This is a genomic window from Caballeronia sp. dw_19, from assembly GCF_018449515.1.
Classification (GTDB): domain Bacteria; phylum Pseudomonadota; class Gammaproteobacteria; order Burkholderiales; family Burkholderiaceae; genus Caballeronia.
In genome coordinates this window covers 104,722-125,427 of record NZ_JAAVUQ010000021.1, presented here as the reverse complement: position 1 = coordinate 125,427, position 20,706 = coordinate 104,722, and the positions used below count along the sequence as shown (strand labels likewise).

At 61.2% G+C, this 20,706-nt stretch carries 16 protein-coding genes; 6 read left to right on the top strand and 10 right to left on the bottom strand.

Annotation, left to right across the window (positions count from 1 at the left end; genetic code table 11):
- Positions 1 to 163 precede the first annotated feature (163 nt).
- Together HB376_RS25215 and HB376_RS25210 are read left to right on the top strand one after the other, a co-directional pair.
- On the top strand, positions 164 to 1,294 hold the full coding sequence (locus tag HB376_RS25215) for a thiolase family protein (RefSeq protein WP_213766428.1): 1,131 nt from the start codon (positions 164 to 166) through the stop codon (positions 1,292 to 1,294).
- 2 nt (positions 1,295 to 1,296) lie between these two features.
- Complete coding sequence (locus HB376_RS25210; protein ID WP_213766426.1) at positions 1,297 to 1,707, top strand: Zn-ribbon domain-containing OB-fold protein; 411 nt, start codon at positions 1,297 to 1,299, stop codon at positions 1,705 to 1,707.
- Between the two features lie 121 nt (positions 1,708 to 1,828).
- Here HB376_RS25210 and HB376_RS25205 read toward each other — a convergent pair whose 3' ends face one another.
- The 10 genes from HB376_RS25205 to HB376_RS25160 form a co-directional block, all read right to left on the bottom strand.
- Positions 1,829 to 2,992 carry an acyl-CoA dehydrogenase family protein gene (locus HB376_RS25205; protein WP_213766465.1) on the bottom strand — a complete coding sequence of 388 codons (1,164 nt, stop codon included), beginning with the start codon at positions 2,990 to 2,992 and terminating at the stop codon, positions 1,829 to 1,831.
- Between the two features lie 98 nt (positions 2,993 to 3,090).
- On the bottom strand, positions 3,091 to 4,473 hold the full coding sequence (locus tag HB376_RS25200; protein ID WP_213766424.1) for an MmgE/PrpD family protein: 1,383 nt from the start codon (positions 4,471 to 4,473) through the stop codon (positions 3,091 to 3,093).
- A 31-nt stretch (positions 4,474 to 4,504) separates the two neighbouring features.
- The gene (locus HB376_RS25195; protein WP_213766423.1) at positions 4,505 to 5,569 is read right to left on the bottom strand and encodes an amidohydrolase family protein; all 1,065 of its coding nucleotides are present in this window, start codon (positions 5,567 to 5,569) and stop codon (positions 4,505 to 4,507) included.
- Position 5,570: 1 nt separating this feature from the next.
- A complete protein-coding gene (locus tag HB376_RS25190) occupies positions 5,571 to 6,878 on the bottom strand; it encodes an MFS transporter (RefSeq protein WP_346730575.1) in 1,308 nt (435 codons plus the stop codon).
- Positions 6,879 to 7,082: 204 nt separating this feature from the next.
- On the bottom strand, positions 7,083 to 8,609 hold the full coding sequence (locus HB376_RS25185; protein ID WP_213766420.1) for an altronate dehydratase family protein: 1,527 nt from the start codon (positions 8,607 to 8,609) through the stop codon (positions 7,083 to 7,085).
- 391 nt (positions 8,610 to 9,000) lie between these two features.
- Positions 9,001 to 9,654, bottom strand: a complete 654-nt coding sequence (locus HB376_RS25180) for a GntR family transcriptional regulator (protein ID WP_255631558.1) — start codon at positions 9,652 to 9,654, stop codon at positions 9,001 to 9,003.
- A 526-nt stretch (positions 9,655 to 10,180) separates the two neighbouring features.
- Positions 10,181 to 10,618, bottom strand: a complete 438-nt coding sequence (locus tag HB376_RS25175; RefSeq protein ID WP_218627370.1) for an OB-fold domain-containing protein — start codon at positions 10,616 to 10,618, stop codon at positions 10,181 to 10,183.
- 10 nt (positions 10,619 to 10,628) lie between these two features.
- Entirely contained in the window at positions 10,629 to 11,813 is a 1,185-nt protein-coding gene (locus HB376_RS25170) for a thiolase family protein (protein WP_213766419.1), read from the bottom strand.
- Positions 11,810 to 13,027, bottom strand: a complete 1,218-nt coding sequence (locus tag HB376_RS25165; protein WP_213766418.1) for a CoA transferase — start codon at positions 13,025 to 13,027, stop codon at positions 11,810 to 11,812. Before HB376_RS25165 ends, HB376_RS25170 begins: the two co-directional genes overlap by 4 nt.
- 9 nt (positions 13,028 to 13,036) lie before the next feature.
- On the bottom strand, positions 13,037 to 14,224 hold the full coding sequence (locus tag HB376_RS25160) for a CoA transferase (protein WP_213766416.1): 1,188 nt from the start codon (positions 14,222 to 14,224) through the stop codon (positions 13,037 to 13,039).
- 233 nt (positions 14,225 to 14,457) lie between these two features.
- Here HB376_RS25160 and aldA point away from each other — a divergent pair, with 233 nt between their 5' ends.
- The 4 genes from aldA (at position 14,458) to HB376_RS25140 (ending at position 20,394) form a co-directional block, all read left to right on the top strand.
- Positions 14,458 to 15,891, top strand: coding sequence for an aldehyde dehydrogenase (aldA, locus tag HB376_RS25155; RefSeq protein WP_213766414.1), 1,434 nt, complete (start codon positions 14,458 to 14,460; stop codon positions 15,889 to 15,891).
- Between the two features lie 145 nt (positions 15,892 to 16,036).
- Positions 16,037 to 18,670 (top strand): CoA transferase, encoded by a 2,634-nt coding sequence (locus HB376_RS25150; protein ID WP_255631557.1) that lies wholly within the window; start codon positions 16,037 to 16,039, stop codon positions 18,668 to 18,670.
- 109 nt (positions 18,671 to 18,779) lie between these two features.
- Entirely contained in the window at positions 18,780 to 19,418 is a 639-nt protein-coding gene (locus HB376_RS25145) for a flavin reductase family protein (RefSeq protein WP_213766412.1), read from the top strand.
- Positions 19,419 to 19,482: 64 nt separating this feature from the next.
- The gene (locus HB376_RS25140; RefSeq protein WP_213766410.1) at positions 19,483 to 20,394 is read left to right on the top strand and encodes an SMP-30/gluconolactonase/LRE family protein; all 912 of its coding nucleotides are present in this window, start codon (positions 19,483 to 19,485) and stop codon (positions 20,392 to 20,394) included.
- Positions 20,395 to 20,706 lie beyond the last annotated feature (312 nt).

Here is a 20,706-nt window from a genome sequence, read left to right as displayed (position 1 = left end):
GATCGCTCGCGCCGACTCCAGCCCTGGCCGAACTTCCCGTTCTTGAGCATCGCGCCTGTCGCCTCCTGTTCCTGTCCTCACAGGCCGCCAGATTCGCTGCAAGACCGGCCACACATCGCCTCCAAGGAGGCGCTCTTATCCGACATCCGACGGAGAAACAGGCATGAATCCAATGCAGGACCTTAGTAATCGAGTTGCCGTTGTCGGAGTTGGCAATACGCGGTACGGTGATTTCCCCGATGTCAGCGACTATGCGCTCGGCGTGCAAGCGTTCAAGCTCGCTCTGGCCGATTGCGGGCTGGAGAAGAACGCAGTCGACGGGCTGCTCTGTTGCCGCGTGCCTTTTTACGCGCACATGGGCGAGATACTCGGCCTCAATCCCCGCTGGACAATGACCTTGCCGGGTCACGGCCGCATGTCCGGCATGGCGATAACCGAGGCAATGCTCGCGCTTGAAACGGGCGCGGCCAACTATGTCGCGCTTATTTATACGAACATCGGCCGATCGCGACGGATGAATTACGGTGGCGACGAATTCGCCACTTTCTGGGACCCATGGGGACTCACCTCTCCGGGCGCGTCGCATGGGCTGATGTTCCGTATGCACATGGAGCGCTACGGCACGACCACCCGTCAGCTTGGCGAGGTGTCGGTCGCGTTTCGCAACAACGCAATCCTCAATCCTGACGCAGTGATGCGAAAGCCCATCACCCTCGACGATCACGCCGCGGCGCGCCGGATCGTCGAACCGCTTGGTTTGCTCGACTACTGCCTCGTCAACGACGGCGCAGTCTGCATGATCCTCACAACGCGCGAGCGGGCCGCCGACCTCAATAAACCACCTGTGCTGATTTCCGGCGTGGGCGCGCGCGACGCATTCGAACGCAGTGCGATCGGCAACTTTGATCAGGAGTTCTGGTACGACGAGGTGCGCGAGGCCGGCACGAATGCTTATCAGATGGCCGGGGTGACACACGACGACATCGACGCACTCATGTGCTACGACAACTTCACCCCCACGGTCCTTTTCAGTCTCGAAGGGCTGGGCTTTTGCGAGCGGGGCGAAGCAGGCGCGTTCGTGGAGAACGGTGCGCTCGGACTCAATGGCCGCCTGCCGACCAATACCGACGGCGGGCATCTGTCCAACTCCTACATGCAGGGCTGGGCGCTCAATGTCGAAGCTGTCCGTCAATTGCGCGGAGAATGCGGCGCGCGTCAGGTAGCGGATTGCGAAGTCGTCCAGTACGTTGCCGCCACGCCGTGCACGCGCTCCATCATCTACACGAAGGGATAATCATGCTGACTTCCTATGACAAGCCATTGCCTGTTATCGATGAGGATTCCAAAGGCTATTGGGAACATGCGCGTGCGCATCGGTTATCGGTACAGGTATGCAAGGCCTGCGGTCATCGCCACTTTCCGCCAACGCCGGTGTGCCCCGCTTGCCTCTCAGATACGCAAAGCTGGGAGCCCGTCAGCGGACTCGGCACGCTGGTGTCGTGGGTGACGTTCCACCGCGCTTACTGGACTGCGTTCCGTGACGACTTGCCGTATCACGTCTGTCTCGTGCAGCTTGAGGACGGCCCGCTGGTCGTTGGAAATTTTGTAGGCGCCATTCCCGAAAACGCCGCAATGGGCATGCCGATGAAAGTGCAATTCGACGATGTCACGCCGGATATCTCGCTTGCGAAGTTCGTGCCGGCATAGGTAGCAGCTTGGCGAGCGCACGCGGAATGTTGCGGAGCGCTCGCGGCATTCAGAATGCGGCGACCGGCCGCCTTGTCGTTCACCCTGCGAACGCGCGACCCGTTGCGGGGCTTATTATCGCTCAGTATGAGCGCGGCAAGCCCAGCACATGCTCGCCAAGATACGCCAGGATAAGATTGGTCGAGATTGGCGCGGTCTGGTAAATACGCACTTCGCGCCACTTGCGCTCTATGTCGTACTCCTGCGCGAAACCAAACCCGCCATGCGTTTGCAAGGCCGTATCCGCTGCGTGCCACGTGGCTTCCGACGCCAGCAGCTTGGCCATGTTTGCCTCCGCGCCGCAGGGCCGGCCGCTCTGGAACAACGCAGCGGCCTTGCGTGCCATGAGATCGGCAGCTTCGAGTTCCATATAAGCGCGTGCAAGCGGAAACTGAACGCCTTGATTCTGTCCGATCGCGCGGCCGAAAACCTCTCGCTCGTTGGCATAGTCGACCGCTTTCTTCAGGAGCCAGCGGCCGTCGCCAATGCACTCCTGCGCAACCAGGATGCGCTCTGCATTCATGCCGTCCAGAATGTACCGGAACCCCTTGCCCTCCTCGCCCACCAGATTGGCGACCGGCACCTCCAGGTTTTCGATGAACACTTCCGTTGTGTTGTGATTGATCATCGTAGCGATAGGACGGATTTCGATGCCATTGCCTTTAGCCGTTCTCAGGTCCACCAGCAAGGTCGAAAGGCCGTCGGTTTTCTTGCGGCATTCTTCGAACGGCGTAGTACGCACGAGCAGCAGCATCAGGTCTGAATGCAGGGCGCGCGACGTCCACACCTTCTGTCCATTGACGACATAGACATCGCCCTTGCGTACCGCACGGGTCTTGAGCTGCGTCGTATCCGATCCGCTCGTGGGCTCGGTGACACCAAACGCCTGCAGCCGTAGCGCGCCCGATGCGATGTCCGGAAGATAGCGCCGCTTTTGCTCCTCGCTGCCATGACGAAGCAGCGTTCCCATGATGTACATTTGCGCATGCGCCGCACTGGCCACGCAGCCGCTCGCGTTGATCTCCTCCAGAATCACCGCTGCCGCGCGCAGCGGCATGCCCGAGCCGCCATATTCCTCCGGAATGAGCGCACCGAGAAAACCGGCTTCGTTCAACGCCCGGACAAATTCGGTCGGGTATGCGCTCTCATTGTCCAGCTTGCGCCAGTAGTCGCCCGGATAGTCGCGGCAAATGCGGCGCACCGCGTCGCGCAGTTCGCTGTAGTCCTGGCTTTCCAACGAAACCATGAATGGATCATCGGACTCTTGCGGGGTTGCTGTCGTCATGGATAGTGTCTTGAATGAAGTGGATGATGTGGATTGCAGGCTGGAGGCGCGCAGGCCGATCACCCCCGTTCGTGCAATGACCCGGAAAACATGCCCAGGCCGCGTACGGAAGGCAGATCGTCCAGCGCCCACAATTGCCCGAACAGACTTTCCGCCGATGTTTGCCCGAGCGCACGGACCGCACAATCGATGAACTTCTCACGCAGTTCATCGCGTGTCATGCGCCGCTGCCAACTGCCTTTGGGCCGCTCGACCGCTCGCGAACGCAACTCGCGTCCCGACTTCAGAACCACGCTCACCTGATCGGCCGGCGCAAAGGGCTGGTCCCAGTCCTGCACGCGTTGCGTTGTTGTTGTGCATCGAACGCGCGTCATCAGTCGGCGCACGTCCTCGCGTTGCACGAATGCATCGGTCAGTTCCTCCAGGCCGACGCGACGCGAGATCAATGCCGCAGCCATCGCGAACTGCATGCTGAACTTGGCTTCGAGGCCCGTTCGCGGCGCGTGGTTTCGCAGCATCAGCATTTGCGTGTCGCCGGTGTGGACATGCACTTCTTCCACGTCGTCGGGCTCGATCGCCTGCGACCCGGCAAGTTCAAGCATGGCGTCGATGGACCGGTGCGTGGCATAGCAAATCGGATAACGCTTGATATGCACGCCGCTTTCCGGAAGCCGCCAGCGCGAGCCAAGTTCGAAGTCGCGGGTATCAATGTCGGGCGTGCCTGAAGGTGAGTGAGCACGCATGAAGCCCGCTCGATGTTCGAGGGCGTCGAGCGAACCGGTGTAACCGGCCTTCGCCAGGCCGGCTGCCAGCACACCGGATTGTGCTGCGCGGCCGACCTGCAAGGATTTCGTCATCGAACCAAAGTTCGCGACCGTACCTGCCGCCATGGACGCACTGATCGCAACCGCATGCGCGGTCTTTTCAGCGTCTAGCCGAAGCAGGTTCGACACTGCCGCGGCGCATGCCAAGGTTCCATAGACCGCTGTCGGATGGAAGCCGGCCTCATGCAGCGCGCCGGGTTCCAGCGCATCGAGCAGCGCCCAGGTCTCATAGCCTGCGACGTACGCCGTCAGGAGGTCACGGCCGCTACTGCCAAGCGCCCAACCTTGCGCGAGGATCGCGGGTGTCAGCACGACGCTCGGATGACCCGACAACGCGACGTCGTCGTAGTCGAGCACGTGCGCGCAGACGCCATTTGCAAGCGCCGCGTCGGCGACGGACAGGCGCCGCCCGCCTGGAATTTGCGGCGCGGCATCGGGACCCTTGAGCTCCGAAAGCATGCCGGAGACAATCGCGGGCGCAGTCTCGCCCGCGCCCGCGAGCATCACGCCCACGCAATCGGTTATTCCAATTCGCGCACCATCTATAGCCGCGTCGGGAATATCTTCACGACGTACGGTCGCGGCAAACGCGCCGACTTGTCTGGTCAAACCGTCCATATCTGTCTCCTGGGTACAGGCCACATCCACTTCACGTGGCCCCGATCCGATAAAACCCGGCCGCGGTATCGTGGAAGAGCGCTGCCCTTTCGCCGTCCGGGATACCTGCGGTGATACGTTTGTAAGCATTCCATAGGATGCTGTAACTGAAGCAGCCTTTGTCGACCGGAAAGTTGCTCTCGAACATGCAGCGCGTCGCACCGAAAGCATCAATGCACGTTTCCACGTAAGGCCGGATCGCGTTCGCGAGCGTCTGCGAATTGGGCGGTAATGGCTGCTCCTGAAAATCGAAACCGAAGAGCGGCATGCCGAAACCGCCAAGCTTCATGCTGACATTGTGATAACGCGAGAGCGCCGTGACGCCGGTGCGCCATGCATCGACGACTTCGTCGCGATGCCCGCGATAAGGACCCAGCGCGAGCGGGCTGCCAGCATGATTCAGCACGATGTGCGTGTCCGGAAATGCCGCAGCGAGCGCGCACAACTCGTCGATCTGCGTATGGACCAACCATGCATCGAAACTCAGGCCGAGCGGAGCGAGATGCCTGAAACCTTCTCTGAAACGCCGATCCGTCAACAGCCCTTGCGGCGGTGTAGCCGCGGATGCGCGCACGCTCGGATCGGCGTGCCACACGGCAATATTGCGAATGCCACGCACGCGGGCATCGGAAACGTCGAGCATCCGTTCGAGGACCGGACGTGCCTTGTCGCCAAGCAACAGGTCCGCATTGGCGACGACTGCGGCAGCCACTTTTGCACGGGCGCCCGCGGCCTGTGCCTTACGCGCTTCATCGCAAGCGAAACGCACCTCGCCCAAGGCCTCGAATCCGGCGGGCGCGTTCGTGTCGTAATGGGTCTTGCACTCGATGAACACCGTCGCGCGGATATCATGGCCGCCGCTCATGTCGTCGAGCAGGTCAGCCACCCGATACACCTTGTCAGGCAGTTCCCAAAGATGATGATGCGCGTCGATGATCGGCAGCGCCGGCTCCAGCGCGGGCTCGGAGCGCAGCGCAAGCCACTCGGGCCGGATACGAACGTGCGGAGGCGCCACGGGCTCGACTGGCGCGTTAGAAACGGCTTCAGGTTCGTTCATCTCAACTCCCGGCGGGCCGCGGTGCGTTCGCGGCCGTGACAGCGATTCTTGCTGGACCAATAGGCGAACGTGTGAGGAACCACGACGACAACGCGCCAATCACGAGCAGCACACCGGCCGCCACGAACGCAGCGGCGAAATGTCCGGTCGCCTGCACGACATAGCCCGTCACGATAGGCGCAAGAAAGCCCAGCACGTTACCGCCGATCAGCAGCATTGCCGTGCCGCGCCCGACATCCGACTTCGACGGCAGCAGGTCTCCCAGCAACGCGATATTGAGGGCGTTACCGGTTGCAACGCCACCGAGCGCAAGCGTGATCAGCCCGACGATGACCCACACGCTCGATATCCAGGGCACGAACAGGATGGAAGCACCGCCGATCATCACCACGCCGATCAGCGTACGGCGGCGTCCTGCTTCCACCGCTTGCTCGGTCAGCATCCGGTCGCTCAGCACGCCAAGCGCGATCGATACGACGATCGCGCCAAGATAGGGCAGCGCCATGACGGTGCCGCTCGCGAGCATCGTCATTCCGCGTTCGGTTTGCAGGTAGTTGGGCAGCCACGTGAGGAACAAGTACTGCGTGTAAGAGTTGCAGCCTTGCGTGATCATCAGGCCGATCATGGTTTTGCTGCGTATCAGGCCGGCCAGTCCGACCGGCGGCGCTGTATTGCCACGCACCTGCCGGCCGGTTTCCCGATCACGTTCGATAATGCGGCGCTCCGCTTCCGGCAACCATTTAGCCTTCTCTGGCGTCCGGAAAAACACGAGCCAGAACGCGAGCCAGACAAAGCCGACAAGGCCGCAAATCACGAAGGACCAGCGCCAGCCCGCTACCGACGCGAGCCACGACAACCCGACGGCGCCCAACGCAGGACCGAAGTACGCACCCGAATTGAAGATGGTCATGGCGGTTGCCCGCTCGCTGTTCGGCACCCATTCCCGGATGATCCGTCCTGCCGCGGGATAACAACTGGACTCGCCCACACCCATGACGATACGCGCCGCAATCACCGCGCCCACCGACATTGCCGCGCCCGTCAGCACGGTAGCCGCCGACCACACCGCCATGCTGACGGCCGCGACCGATCGCGAGCCGAAGCGGTCCACCATCAAGCCGACCGGAATGAGAAAGAGTGTATAGCCCCACAGAAACGATGAAAACAGGTAACCGAGCTGGACCTTCGTGATGGCCAGATCGACGGATATGCTGCCTGCGGAAATAGATAGAGCGACTCGGTCCAGGTAGTTGATGGTCGCGAGCGCGAACAACATCAAGAACACCCAGTAGCGGGATTTCCAGGTCACTTTTATCTCCGTTGCGACGCGGCATGCGGATCTTCGAATCTGCGAAGCGCGCATGCGCCTCACTGCCGGCCGGTTTATATTGGAGTTATAATATAATTTATATTTTATTAAGCGACAACCAAAAACCGCGCCGTTTCAGGGTTTGCCCTGAGCCGCGGCCCCGGGTCTTGGCAAAAGACCCGGACACGCTCTTCATCGTCACGCCTACATCTGCGCGCCGATCATCCAGGGAACGAATTCCTCGTTGCCGACGCCCAGCGCCTCGCTCTTGCTCTGCGCACCTGAAGCGATTTCGATGATCGAGCGAAAGATTTCCTCGCCCTTCTCGCGCACGCTGACCGAGCCATCCATGATGTCACCGCAATTGATGTCCATGTCGTCGCGCATGCGGTTGTACATGAGCGTATTGGTCGCAAGCTTGATCGATGGCGCGGGTTTGGCGCCGAAGCATGAACCACGGCCTGTGGTAAATACAACGAGGTTGGCGCCGCTCGCAATCTGTCCGGTCGCGCCCATCGGATCGTATCCTGGCGCGTCCATGAACACGAGGCCATGAGTATCGATTGGCTCCGCATAACGGTAGACGCCCATCAGCGGCGTTGAGCCGCTTTTAGCGACTGCGCCCAGCGACTTCTCGAGGATCGTTGTCAGGCCGCCGGCCTTGTTGCCCGGAGTCGGATTGTTGTCGATGCTGCCCTTCTCGCGCTCCGCATAGGATTCCCACCAGCGAATGCGCTCGACGATCTTCTCCCCCACTTCACGCGAGACCGCACGGCGCGTCAGCAAATGCTCCGCGCCATAGATCTCGGGCGTCTCCGAAAGAATGGCGGTACCGCCGTGCTGGACCAGCAAGTCGACTGCCGCGCCGAGCGCCGGATTGGCCGTGATTCCCGAGTAGCCATCCGAACCGCCGCATTGCAAGGCGATGTTCAGGTGCGAGATCGGCAAGGGTTCACGCACCACCTGGTTCGCCAGAGGCAGCATTGTTTCTATCGCCTTGATCGCGGCATCGACGGTCTTTTGCGTACCGCCCAGTTCCTGCATGACGAGCGGCACCATCGTGGGACCGGGCGCAATGCCGCCGGTCATGAAGATCGCGCCCATCTGATTGGCCTCGCAACCCAGGCCGATGACAAGCACGCCCGCGAAGTTGGCGTGTTTGACAAATCCGCCGATCGTGCGCCGCAATTGCTGGATGCCTTCGCCGTTGTGATCGATACAGCAGCCGAAGCTATGCGTGACAGGGACGACGCCATCCACGTTCGGATAAGCGTCGAGCCGGCCCGGCGCGGAGAAATGTTGCGCGACCATCTTGCTGACGGTAGCCGAGCAATTGACCGTGCTGACCACGCCGATATAGTTGCGCGTCGCCACGCGGCCATCCGCGCGGCGAATGCCCTGGAACGTGAGCGTCTCGCGTGCCTGGTCGACGGGTTTCATGTCTTCGCCGAAGGCATAATCTCGCTCGAAATCGCCCATCGATACATTATGGGTATGGACATGGTCTCCCCGTTCGATGCGGCATGACGCGCGTCCGATCGTCTGTCCGTAGCGGCGCACGAGTGCGCCCGCCTCGACGTCGCGCAACGCGATCTTGTGCGCCGCCGGAACCTCGGCGCGCACGACGAGTCCGTCCAGTTCGTCCAGCACGGTGCCGGCCGGCAGGGTATTGCGGGCAATCGCAACATTGTCGTCTTCATGCAGCCGGATAATCTGCGAAAGCGTGTCCATCGTGTTCTCCAATGCGGGGATATATCTGCTTGAGAAGCGCTGCGCGATGCATGCGCTGCTGCCCGCCATCATGAGTAACGCGTGGGACCCGGACAAATTGGTCCGACCAAGTTCCGGACGGTTTTTATCGGCTATACACTACGAGTCAAGGATCAAAAGCATCCGCGACGCAGCGCGCTTGCGGCGGGCTTCATGCAACCGGAAAGGGGATGAGTGTCGGGGTGCGTAAGACCGGACCAGTGCGGGGAACCTGAGAGATTGCGCGTGGATTGCCCACGCGCAGCGACGTTGCAACGAATGAGTCGCAACGCATGAGTTATAAAAATGAGCACGGGCTTGCCGGCAGACTAACCGTCGTTGCCGGGTTCTTTTATAACGTACCGTTTTGGCGTTACGGGTGTTTTGTGGACATCACGTTGTCGGAGACACGGTTCCAACCGCTTTCAATATGATTGATCATCGCGGCAAGCGCCACTTTCTTATCACCCGACTCGAGCGCGCGAATGATTTCGCCGTGCTCCTGCAAGAGTTGCTTGAAGCGTACCGCCTGGTCGTCGTGGAAATTGAACGGATATTTCGCCCACAACACACGCACGAACTGCAGGGTTTGCGGACAATCCGCAATTTCGTAAAGTCGAAAATGGAAACGCACGTTGGCCGCGCGCACCGGGTATACCTCACGCGCCTTCACGAGCGCCGTCAGTTCTCGATGCAGCGTCCGAATCTCCGCGATCTCCTCCTTGGTGATCCGCGCAAGCGCCTTTTCCGTCAGGCTGCGCTCGAGCATGACACGCAACTCGAAAATCTCGCGAGCACGTTCCGGCTCGATCTCGGGAACCGAAAGCCCTTTATGAGGGACGCTCACCACAAACCCTTCCATCTCGAGCACCTTCAGCGCTTCGCGCACCGGCGTGATCGAGACGCCGAGTTCGGCGGCAATATCAGCCTGCTTCAGCTTGTCACCGCGCTTGTATTCGCCCGAGATGATACGTTCGCGCAATCGTTCGGCAACCTGATCGAGTTTCGTCCAAAAAGTCATATGCATTCCAAGGGTTTCCAGTGCACGTCCCGCAAGGGTCAATAAGACCTGGGCGCCAGAGCGCCGTGACGGGGGCGGTAAATCATGTCGACCGGGCCAGTGCCCGATTCCCGGCATTGTACGAGGCCGCACCCATCGATGATGACCGTTTGTTATCAGGGGCGACCCCGGCGAGGGTGCCTGCTGTAGTTCGCATCGAGCGCGCCTATGCGGTCGCACCGGCGTACTCGGCGGGGGTCATGAGAAAAAGCGGGAACGCGCGCTGCCCGCCGACAGGAAAGCGGCAACGCGCCTCGCTCCGCAAACACTGAACCGGCCGCATATTTTATACATATAAAATAAATTATCCTATTGCCGGAAGCAATGCGGGATTTTACCCGAGCAGTCCAGGCCCCTCCCGGACACACAATTGCCGAAGCCCGAAATAGCGGTTACGCACGCGGCGCACGCTTTTTTCGGGCTTTCCGGACCGCTTCGCGTGATTGCTTCATGCGTGAATATCGACGATATTCTGCTAAGCAATCGCCGGACATCAAGTCGATACCGGTTCGCTTGCGTCGATCGTAAAACGCGGAAGAACGAGTTCATCCGCCATCGTCACGTACGTCAAACGCACGGGCTTGCCGATCCAGTCTCCCTCAGGCAGCGGTGGTTCCAGATTGGAAATCATCACGGGCCCTTCCTCCAGCCTGACCGCGATAACGTTATAAGGCGCCGGATACGCGCCAAGATAGCTTTTGTGAAAGATCACCCACGAGATGATGCTTGCGCGCCCGGACAAAACGCGCCATTCAAGCTTCGACGACAAGCAGTGCACGCACACCGGCGCAGGCGGATATTGAAACCCTCCACACTCGGCGCAGCACTGCAGTTTCATCGCCCGTTCACGAATGCTTTCCCACATCGGCCGGTCGTAGAGGCCCATCACGGGCTGCGGCGTACGCGCCGCTTCAGATGTTGCCTGGCTCATCGCGTTTTCCCTATCGGCTATAAATGATCGACACCGCTTTGCCGGCAACGTCTGAGGTGTAATGCGCGTGCCGGCAGTCGGGCACCTGCCGCTCGCCGCATTCGCCGCGCAACTGGCGCACGCATTCAATCTGATGCGCCCATCCCTGCATGTAGGTTTCGGACAGATGGCCGCCGCTCGTATTGGTTGGCAATTTTCCGCCCGGGCCAATGCCGTCTTCGCGCAGGAAACGCCCCGCGTCGCCGACATCGCAATAGCCGTAGCCTTCGAGCGCGAGCGGGACGTGGACCGAGAAGCTGTCGTACACCTGGAACAAGTCCATGTCGCGCGGTCCGAAGCCGGCCATGTCGTACGCCTGACGCGCGCAATCCTGCTGTGCGGACAGATAAAAATCGGTCAGCCTGGGCTCGAGGCTCGTTGCCCCCCGATTCAGGTCGCGCCGCCCCAGCGCTTCGATATACACCGGCGGCTTGCGCAACTTTTTCGCCCGCTCGGCGGTGGTGACGATCAACGCCACTCCACCGTCGTTGATCATGCAGTAATCGTAAAGCCGCAACGGTTCGCAGATGTATTTCGCTTGCGCGTAGTCGTCAAGCGTAATGCGCTTGCGCATGACCGCGTTCGGGTTCATCGACGACCATGCACGCTGCGCAACGGCAACTTGTCCCAGGTCCAGCGAATCGAAGCCGCGCTCATGGCAGTACGCGCGAAACGTAAGCGCGTAGAGCGCGCCTTGCGATGTCAGGCCCCACGGTGAGTGATACACGTAGGACAAGAACGCGTCGCCGCCCATCGCCTGCGGTCCGCCGTACTGGATTTCAGCGGAGCGCTGATCGTTTCCATAAACCAGCGCAATGGTCTCGGCAAGCCCGGCTTCGATCGCCGTGACGGCCTGCGCCACAGAAAGAACCGCGTCGGCCTGGTCGCCCCAGCGCGGGTTGATGCCGAGCACTTCTGACATGCGCTCGTAGGCCGTGGTCGGACCGACAATCAAGCCGTCGATATCGGCGCGTGTCAGCCCCACGTCGGCCAACGCCTCGCGCAATGCGAGCGCGCCGTAGCCGTAGCTGTCGGTAGGCTTTTCGCCGGCGCGAACCCGCTTCCAGTCGCCGGTCCAATCGGTATGACCCACGCCGACGACGGCCGCCGCCCGGCGCAAACTCGAGCTGGGCCGTTTGAATTCCTTCTCGCTCATGACAACGCTCCCAGTTCATTCAGCGCGTCGATGCGCTCGCTGGACAGGCCAAGCAAGCCGCCCAGCACCGCGCTCGTGTGCTCGCCAAAGAGCGGCGGCCGCTCAAGCTGAACGCGCTCCCCGTCGATGGTGAACGGCAATGAACTCAGCAGCACCGGACCGACTTCGGGGTGATCGACATGCTGCCAATAGTGCCGATACGCCAACTGTGGATCGTTTTCGATCAGTTCCCGCGACGATGACACGCGCGCCACCGCGATACCGTGAGGACGCAACGCAGCAATGATGTCGTCCACGTCGCGTTCCCGCACCCAACCCGCAACCGCATCTTCCACGCGTGCCAGCGCTGCAAGCCGGCCGGCGGCGTGGGACAGGGTTGCATCGGCGGCGAGATCCGGGCGGCCGATCGCGTCCGTGAGCGCGCGCCATTGGGTATCGTCCGTGACCGCGATCGCGATCCATGCGTCGTCACCACGCGCCCGGAAGATGTTGTGAGGCGCGTCATTGCGGCTGCGATTGCCGATCTGCGGCGGCTCGATCCCGGTCGCGGCCGCCTCGACAATCGAGGGTCCGACAAAGTTCGTGGTGGATTCGACCTGAGATAAATCGATCTTCATGCCGCGCCCCGTCTTGCGCCGATGCGCGAGCGCAGCCAGCACGGCAAACGCCGCGTGGTACGGGTTCGCTGCATGGTCGGGATAATGCGTGCCGGGGCCGACCGGGTCACCTGGACCATACGCGGTCTGCCACATGATGCTCGTCACCGCGCTGATCGTCATGCCAACGCCGAGCAGGTCCGCACGCGGGCCGTCCTGGCCGTACATCGGCATGGATAGATAGATGATGTCGGGCTTGATCTCGCACAGCGCTTCGTAGCCAAAGCCAAGGCGATCCATCGCGCCCGGTCCGAAGTTATTGCAGACGACGTCGGAGTGGGCAACCAGATCGCGCACGATTTGCCGCGCCTCCTCCGTCTTGAGATTCAGCGAGACGCTGTGCTTGCCTGTATTGCGCGACGCGAAGTAACCGCTGCGGTTAGTGCCGACCACGCCGTCCTTGAAAGGCCCGGCCGTGCGCACCGAGTCGGGCCGCGTCATGCTTTCGATCTTCAGCACCTCGGCGCCGAAATCCGAAAATACCTTGGTGCCGAACGGACCGGCGCCGGCCCATGTGAGGTCTGTAAAACGGATGCCCTTGAGAAAATTGGGTCGCATGAAAGGTTCCTAGGATCGAGCGGAGGGCTGGTCGAGAGGCGCCGCCGGACTGACCGACCATACCGGCTCAGACAGCCGGTAGGGGGCGCCGGGAAAGCGCGCGGTCGCGTTCGAGGTGGTGTCCAGCGCAGTGGCGTTCAACTCAGTGGCGTTCAAATGGTTCAACGCAACCGACTCGAAAAATTGCCGGTGCCGCAGTTGCGGGTCTTCCAGCACGTCGAGAACGGTGCTGACCGGCCCCAGCACGATCTTGCGTTTGAGCGCCTCCTGCGTCAGTTCCTGCTTGGTGTACTGCCGCGTGAACGACTCAAGCGTCTCCCGCAAGATGTGTTTTGCTTCCTTGGTCAGGCGCCACACACGATCACCCCAGCGCGCTTCGGACAATGCCTCGCCAGCTGGATGTCCGGTCTCGCAGATCCAGGCGACCAACGCATTCCACGACACGCCCAGCGATCGGGGCGCGGCGAGAAAGATCAGGCCGTCCTTGCAGGCAAACATGTCTTCGCTCGCGTCGCGGGTACCCTCTCCGCCACGCATCGATATCTTCTTCTCGAAGTCCCACATCTGGATGGAATTCTGCAGCGAGTGCGCAATACATTCCTGCGCTGAGACATCGACGACATGGCCGCGCCCCGTCGCATTCGCGTCATACAGCGCGAGCGACGTGGCCACAGCGGCATAGACACCGCTGATCATGGTCGCCTGGGAACCGGGCAGGCGCAGCGGCGCATCGTCGAGCCGTCCTGAAAGCCACGCAATGCCGCCCGCCGCTTGCAGCGTCAGATCGGTCGCCGCAGCATCCGCCCACGGGCCGGTGCGCCCGAAAGGCGACACCGATGTCACGACAACAGACGGCGAGAGCGACCTGATCCAGTCAAGCTCGTCATATAGCGGGCCACCGCGCTCCAGCAGGATCACTTGCGCGGACTTCGCCAGCGCGGCGAACGCCGCGCGTCCGTCCGCCGATTGCAGGTCGAGCGTGCGGCTCTCTTTCCCGGCATTCAGGAACTCGAACTCGTAGACCGCCGGCTCGCGCGTGGCCGGGTCGCTGCTGCTGACCGAGCGCCGGTCAGGCAATCCGCCGGGCGGCTCCAAACGCGTCACTGACGCTCCGAGGTCTGCAAACAGACGCCCGACATAGCGTCCCAGGTCGTACGTCATGTCGAGAATCCGTACGTTGTCGAACGGCCTTTCCATCCTCCCTCCTCGTTGCTATTTGTTTTCAATGAAAAGAATATAATTTATATTTTATCTGCGCACAAGAGGTGGATTGGCGAGGTGCCAGATAGCCTGTTCAGCGTTGACGACCTGGACGAATACAATGCATTATATAATCTATATTCAATATAAATTCTCTAAAACTGCCCCCTACTGACCCGCCGGATGCCAGCCAGGCGCGGCCGGCCAGCTCACACGACATGGAGAGACACATGCACCGTAACTACATTGATGGCCGTTTCATCGACCCGGACAACAGCGAACGTATCGCGGTCCTCAACCCCGCCACCGGCGCCGTCATTTCGGAAATACCGAACTCGCCCGCAGCGGTCGTCGACCAGGCGATAGAAGCCGCGAAGCGCGCCCAGAGCGGTTGGGGACGCCTTCCTGCAATCGAACGAGCCGGGCATCTGCGGCGTATCGCCGGCAAGATCCGTGACAATGCCGAGGCAATTGCCCGCGTGATTTCGCAGGAGCAAGGGAAGATTCTTTCACTCGCCCGCACCGAGGCCACGTTCACGGCGGACTACCTCGACTACATGGCGGAATGGGCGCGCCGACTGGAAGGCGAAGTCATTACCAGCGACCGCGCCGACGAAAACATCTTCCTGTTCCGCCAGCCTATTGGGGTGATCGGAGGGATCCTGCCGTGGAATTTCCCGTTCTTCCTGATTGCCCGCAAGATGGCGCCGGCGCTTGTCACCGGCAACACCATCGTGATCAAGCCGAGCGAGGAGACACCGAACAACGCTGCGTTATTCACCGAACTGCTTGCGCAAACCGACCTGCCCAAAGGCGTCTTCAATCTTGTCTATGGCAACGGTGCGCAAGCTGGCAGCGCGCTGGCCGGTCATCGCGACATTGGCATGATCAGCTTCACCGGCAGCGTGGAAACCGGCTCGCGCATCATGGCCGCTGCAGCGAAGAACATCACCAAGGTCAATCTGGAACTCGGCGGCAAGGCGCCGGCGATCGTGATGGATGACGCCGATCTGGATCTGGCCGTCAACGCCATCAAGGATTCACGCATCATCAACAGTGGCCAGGTCTGCAATTGCGCGGAGCGCATTTACGTGCATCGCAAGGTGGTGGATGCGTTCAGCGAGAAACTCGTGCGCGCCATGCGCGCGACTACCTTCGGCGACCCGCTTGGTTCAGCCGATGTCAACATGGGACCGCTCATCAATGTCGCCGCCGCAGAAAAGGTGCACGGACTGGTCGAGCGCGCGCTTGCAGACGGCGCCCGGCTCGCGACTGGCGGCAATCGGGTGGAACGCGAAGGGGGCCAGTATTTCGAACCTACGGTACTGCTGGACTGTCGCCAGGACATGGAGATCATGCGGCGCGAGATCTTCGGTCCGGTCGCGCCGGTGACGGTCTTCGACACGCTCGATCAGGTGATCGATATGGCAAATGATTCGGACTACGGATTAACGTCATCGATTTATACACGCAACCTCGGCAACACGATGCGCGCCTGCAACGAACTCCGCTTCGGCGAAACCTACGTCAATCGCGAAAACTTCGAAGCGATGCAAGGCTTTCACGCCGGTGTGCGCCGTTCCGGAATTGGCGGTGCGGACGGCAAGCATGGGCTCTACGAGTACACCCAGACCCACGTCGTCTACATCCAGAACTCGCGCTAGGCCGCAACTGCGCTGCCATTGCGGCGTATGGCAACACCGCCCTCCCCGTGGGGCGGTGTATCCCGCTCTTGCTCATGTTCATGCTCGGGCAAGCCGCCGGGTAGACCGCCCTTGACGAGGCTGGTCCCTTCAATATAAGGAAATCATGTCGCATCCCACTTCCAGCACCTCCGCTGCCCCGAGCTCGCTGATGCCCGATCAAAAGACCCTGCCCGGCATGCTGGCCGGGTTGCGCGTGATCGAAGTCGCCGACGAACTGGGCGAATACTGCGGACTCGTGTTAGCCGGCCTGGGTGCCGAAGTCATCAAGATCGAACCACCAGGAGGCAGCCCGACGCGCAAGATCGGGCCGTTCTTCGAAGACGAGCCCGGTCCCGAACGCTCGTTGTTTTACTGGGCCTATAACCGCGGCAAGAAGTCGGTTGTCATCGACACCGCAACCGCGGATGGACGTGAACAGTTTCTAAACCTCCTTGGGAACGCTGACATTCTGCTCGACAGCAGTTGCGGCCGCCTTGCGCGCGAGTTGCGACTCGACCAGCCGCTGGCAGAACAATTTCCGGGTCTCATCGTCGCGCGCATTACCCCGTTCGGCGACAGCGGCCCATGGAAGGACTACCAGGCGTCCGACCTGATTCATCTCGCGCTTGGCGGCGTCATGATGAATTGCGGATACGATCCGGAACCGGACGGCAGCTATGCCAAGCCGCCCATTGCGCCGCAGGTGTGGCACGCGTATCACATCGCCGGCGATCAGACCGCGGTGGCGATCGTTGCAGCGCTGCTGCATCGCAAGCAAACGGGTGAAGGACAGGATCTCTCGTGCGCGATCCATCAGGCCGTGGCGATCAATACGGAACTGGACCTGATGTCATGGGTGATGCGCCGCGCGCCGCTGATGCGCCAGACCGCGCGTCATGCGGCGGAAGCAACGAACAGCATGCTCAACATCAGCCGCACGGCCGATAACCGATGGAACATGACGTGGGGTGTATCGGCGCGCGACAAGGCCCGGCTCGTGCCGTTCCTCCAGCACTACGACCGGGCGGAAGACCTGCGCCCACCAACCCTCGATAGCGATCTTTCCGCGCGCGACACTCCCGGTTCGGCACGGCTCGACAAGGAAACCGAGCACATGCTGGAGGTGATCCAGCGCTTTGTCGCGTCGTACGACTACGCGCATCTGCCCTGGCGCGAAGCGCAGGACGCCGGGTTGCTGTGGGCGCCGGTGCGCAAGCCGCACGAGAACGCGCAGGACGAACATTGGCTCATGCGTTCCACGTTTTCGGACGTCGAGCATCCCGAGCTGGGCCGCACCTTTCAATACCCGACCAGTAAATGGATGGGCACCGCCACTGCGTGGCAACCGGGTACCCGCGCGCCCCAGCTCGGCGAGCACAACGGCGATAAAAGTCTTGCACGAAGTCCTGCACGTCCCGTGCAAGCCACGACAACCACAGCCCGCGTTCCCGCCCAAGCCCGTGCGCCGGCGCTCTCCGCGCGTGGCAAACCGTTCCCGCTGCAAGGGGTTCGGATCTTCGACTTTTCGTGGTTCCTGGCATCGGCGGGCGGCACGCGGTTCCTGAATTCGTTGGGCGCGGAAAGCATCAAGGTCGAATGGAAAGAGAATCCCGATACGCGGCTTGGCGCAATGGCGCCCGTCGGCGGCCGCGAGGCGCGCATGAAAGCGACCGGACCGATGCAAGCCGTCACCGATTCCGACATGGGTGGCCAGTTCAACAACAAGAACGCGGGCAAACGCGGGATGTCGCTTAACATTCGGCATCCTAAAGGACTTGCGATCGCCAAGGACCTTATCCGGATGTCGGATATTGTCGCCGAAGGATTTTCGCCGGGCGTGTTGCAGCGGCTCGGACTTGGCTACGACGTACTCAAGTCGATCCGTCCGGACATCATCTATGTGCAGCAGGCCGGCATGGGCGCGATCGGCAAGTACGGACGATTCCGCACGGTTGGGCCGGTGGCGGCGTCGTTTGTCGGCAGCACGGAAATGTCCGGCCTGCCCGATCCGGCGCCGCCAGCCGGCTGGGGATATTCATATCTCGACTGGATCGGCGCATATGGGTTCGCGCTCGCCGCGCTCGGCGCGCTTTATCACCGCGAGCAGACGGGCGAAGGACAGTGGATCGATTCATCGCAATGCGAGTCCGGCATTTTCCAGACGGCAACGGCCGTGCTCGACTGGTCCGCGAACGGCCGCGTCTGGTCGCGTTATGGCAACCGCTCGCCCTACAAGCCCGCTGCGCCGCACGGCGCGTATCGATGCGCGGGCGACGACCGGTGGCTGAGCATCGCGTGTTTCGACGATACCCAATGGCGCGCTTTCGCCGACGTCACGGCGTTGTCCGCCCTGAAGTCGGATCCGCGCTTCGCGACACTCGAGTTGCGGCTCGCGAACCAGGACGCGCTCGACACGCTCGTGAACGCGTGGTCATCGACGCAGGACGCCTACGCCGGCATGGAGCGGTTGCAGCGCGCCGGCGTGCCGGCAGGCGTGTGCCAGACGGCAGGCGACCGATGCGACAGCGACCCGCAACTGGCGTCGCTCGAATGGCTGACTGAAGTCACCGGCACGCGAATCGGCCGCTGGCCGGTCGCGGAATTCCCCGTGAAGATGAGCGCGACGCCCGCCTACAGCGGCGGTGTGATCGACCGTGGTGCGCCGTGTTATGGCGAAGACAATGAACACATCCTCGAACAGTGGCTGGGGTTCTCGAAATCGCAGATAGAGAGGTTGCGCGAAGAAGGCGTGATCTGAAGCGCAACATGTGGCTACATGCCGCCGCCATGAGCTTGCCACGCGTCTTGATGCAAGGGCCGTGGCGCGGTGCGCCGCTGTCGGCTATTCAATTATCAACAGGATCGTCATGTACTTCGATTTCGCGAAACATACCCCGCATGAGCGTTACAAGCTGTTGTCGTCGACGGTCACGCCTCGCCCTATTGCCTGGGTGTCGACCATGGATGCAAACGGCCAGCCCAATGCCGCGCCGTTCTCGTTCTTCAATGTCTTCGCCGAAGATCCGGCGACGCTCGGCTTCGCCATCAACCATCGTTCCGATATCGATCGCAAAGACACTGGCGAAAACGTGCGCTTGCAAAACGAGTTCGTCGTCAATCTCGTGAGCGACGATACGGTCGAGCGCATGAACATCACCGCGATCGAATTCGGGCCGGAGGTCGATGAATTCGTCGCGGCAGGTCTGACGCCGGCGCCTTCTGCGCTGATTCGCACGCCGCGGATTGCGCAAAGCAGCGTCTCGTTCGAATGCGAGTTGATGCAGATCGTTCCGCTGGGCACACGCCGCTCGCTGATCATTGGCGAAGTGCTCGCCATGCACATCAGCGATCACGCTGTGCTGGACGCCGGGCGATGTTTGATCGATACCCCGCGGCTACAGCTTGTCGGGCGCATGCATGGCCATCACTACGTGCGCACCAGCGAGATTTTCAACATGCCGACGATTCCTGTCGCCACGTGGAATTCGAAAACCGCAACCGAATGATTGCAAGCCCGCGGGCGTTCCGGCGCAACCCATCGCCCGCATTCATTTTTTATGGAGACACGTTGTGAGCCCGGAATTCGAAATCATCAACTACGCGCGTTTTCGCACGAGCCTGGTTGCGAACGCACGCATTGAAGTGCTGCATACAGGCATGCGCTGGCCGGAAGGTCCTGTTTATTTCGCCGACGGCGATTACCTGCTGTGGAGCGACATTCCAAACGATCGTATCATGCGTTGGGTGGAAGGTGCGCCGGCGACGGTTTATCGCAGCCCGTGCAATCATGCCAACGGCAATACTCGCGATCGTCAAGGACGACTGATTACCTGCGAGAGTGGCGGGCGCCGTGTGACCCGTACTGAAGTCGACGGAACGATCACCGTGCTTGCCGATCGATTCGAAGGCAAGCGGCTCAATTCACCGAATGATATTGTCGTGAAGTCCGATGACACGATCTGGTTCAGCGATCCGGACTACGGCATCCTTAGTGACTACACCGGTCATAAGGCGAAAAGTGAGATCGGGGCGAACAATGTGTATCGGCTTGATCCGCGCAACGGAGAAATGTCGATTGCAACGGGCGCGCTGGTGAAGCCGAACGGGCTTGCCTTTTCGCCTGATGAGACCATTTTGTATATCGCGGATTCAGGGGTTTCTCACGATCCGTCGGGTCCGCATCATATTGTCGCGTATGACGTGATCGATGGGCACCGGCTTGGCGATCAACGTGTGTTTGCGACTATTTCGCCGGGTGTGGCGGACGGTTTTCGTGTTGATACTGAAGGTAATATCTGGACGACAGCCGGCGATGGTGTGCATTGCTATGCAGCCGATGGCGAGTTGATCGGCAAGATCCATTTGCCTGAGGTCGCGACTAACCTGACCTTCGGCGGTCCGAAGCGAAATCGGCTGTTCGTGACGACGGCTTCGTCGTTGATGGCGGTGTATGTGGGGCAGAGTGGCGCGCAGCGACCTTGATTTGGGTTTCGTTCGCACTTGGGGTTTTCTGGTGCGGGCGGGGTTTGGTCGTTGGAGGGACGGAGGCGGTTCCGGGGTTAGTCGGGGGCAGTGCCGGGGCGGTCGGTTCTGGGGTTAGTGGTCGGGGTCTATGCCAGGTTGGTGCTTTCGGCCGTGGTGGTCTGCGAGAGTCGGATTTTCTCTTTATCACTATTAGCCACTGTGCGTGGCGGCACGTCATTTCTTTGTCCAAAGCGACAAAGAAACGAAGCAAAGAAAACGCTTTTAAACCACGCTACCCTAAGTGTCCACAGCGTGCAGTTTCAATTCATA

Excerpts from the sequence above, each read along its gene's own strand:
- HB376_RS25215 (WP_213766428.1), top strand. The coding sequence starts at position 164 with ATGAATCCAATGCAGGACCTTAGTAATCGAGTTGCCGTTGTCGGAGTT.
- HB376_RS25210 (WP_213766426.1), top strand. The coding sequence starts at position 1,297 with ATGCTGACTTCCTATGACAAGCCATTGCCTGTTATCGATGAGGATTCC.
- HB376_RS25205 (WP_213766465.1), bottom strand. The coding sequence starts at position 2,992 with ATGGTTTCGTTGGAAAGCCAGGACTACAGCGAACTGCGCGACGCGGTG.
- HB376_RS25200 (WP_213766424.1), bottom strand. The coding sequence starts at position 4,473 with ATGGACGGTTTGACCAGACAAGTCGGCGCGTTTGCCGCGACCGTACGT.
- HB376_RS25195 (WP_213766423.1), bottom strand. The coding sequence starts at position 5,569 with ATGAACGAACCTGAAGCCGTTTCTAACGCGCCAGTCGAGCCCGTGGCG.
- HB376_RS25185 (WP_213766420.1), bottom strand. The coding sequence starts at position 8,609 with ATGGACACGCTTTCGCAGATTATCCGGCTGCATGAAGACGACAATGTT.
- HB376_RS25180 (WP_255631558.1), bottom strand. The coding sequence starts at position 9,654 with ATGCATATGACTTTTTGGACGAAACTCGATCAGGTTGCCGAACGATTG.
- HB376_RS25175 (WP_218627370.1), bottom strand. The coding sequence starts at position 10,618 with ATGAGCCAGGCAACATCTGAAGCGGCGCGTACGCCGCAGCCCGTGATG.
- HB376_RS25170 (WP_213766419.1), bottom strand. The coding sequence starts at position 11,813 with ATGAGCGAGAAGGAATTCAAACGGCCCAGCTCGAGTTTGCGCCGGGCG.
- HB376_RS25165 (WP_213766418.1), bottom strand. The coding sequence starts at position 13,027 with ATGCGACCCAATTTTCTCAAGGGCATCCGTTTTACAGACCTCACATGG.
- HB376_RS25160 (WP_213766416.1), bottom strand. The coding sequence starts at position 14,224 with ATGGAAAGGCCGTTCGACAACGTACGGATTCTCGACATGACGTACGAC.
- aldA (WP_213766414.1), top strand. The coding sequence starts at position 14,458 with ATGCACCGTAACTACATTGATGGCCGTTTCATCGACCCGGACAACAGC.
- HB376_RS25150 (WP_255631557.1), top strand. The coding sequence starts at position 16,037 with ATGTCGCATCCCACTTCCAGCACCTCCGCTGCCCCGAGCTCGCTGATG.
- HB376_RS25145 (WP_213766412.1), top strand. The coding sequence starts at position 18,780 with ATGTACTTCGATTTCGCGAAACATACCCCGCATGAGCGTTACAAGCTG.